The sequence below is a fragment of the Bacillus sp. IS1 genome, from assembly GCF_032461585.1.
Lineage (GTDB): Bacteria > Bacillota > Bacilli > Bacillales > Bacillaceae > Bacillus > Bacillus velezensis.
The window spans coordinates 1-870 of sequence record NZ_JAWCWR010000019.1 but is presented as its reverse complement, the minus strand read 5'-3'; the positions used below and the strand labels follow the sequence as shown (position 1 = coordinate 870).

1 protein-coding gene is annotated in these 870 nt (G+C 47.1%); it reads left to right on the top strand.

Annotated features, from left to right (window positions below):
* Positions 1-870, top strand: an 870-nt coding sequence (locus RUW00_RS22710; protein WP_315956824.1) for a T7SS effector LXG polymorphic toxin, incomplete at both ends; no start/stop codon positions are given.

Sequence of the window (870 nt, the reverse complement as noted above, 5' to 3'; positions counted from 1 at the left end):
ACAGCTGGCTTGATCTGATCGATATGAAAATCGCATTTCTCACAAGCCTTCCCGGCAAGGTCGAAGACGCCGGACTTTCCAATTCGCATGTGGAGGAATCATTTCTGGAGCACGAGCTCACCCACGCCCTCAGTAAATCAAAGGCGATTATGGAAGAGCAGAAAAAGGACATGCGCTCCATCCTCGGAGAGATCGAAGACATCATCTCGCTTGATCTGTTTTCAACGGAAAGCATAGATCAGAAGCTTTCTTCAGCTGACAAAAAAAGAAGCGAAACCATACATAAACTCGGCAAGCTTGATCACGATCTAATGAAAGAATACGCAGAAACCGAAGCAAACGAACAGTTCATCCAAGCCGACTTCCAGCAGCTCCAAAACGCCACGGGCAAAGGAAAAAGCGCCACGCCGCTTCATTACAATGCCAAGGCGTACCGTGAAAGCGACATCCATAAGAAGAAAGGCGAGATTGCAAGACATTCGGATGCTTATTTGACGATTAAAAAGGAAGAAGCGAAAGAGCGGGAAATCAAGGATCTGAAGAAAAAGCTGGCCGCTGGTGTCACTGATCCGGATGAGTATTTGGAAATCGCGAAGAAGATCGGCTATGAAAACCTTGAACCCGCTCAGGTGCAATATGTGATGCAGCTTGAACAAGCAAAGCAGCTCGAAGAAGTCGGAGAAACGGCTTGGGATATCGTCAAAGGAATAGGCGTCGGTCTTTATGATGTCGGGAAAGACACAATAACCGGCGTCAAAGATCTGGCTGTCGGCGCATGGGATTTTTACCATCTCTCCGATGAACAAAAAGTCGCTAAAACCATATCCGGCGTATTGAACACGCCCTCCTACGCAAAAATCATATGGACAA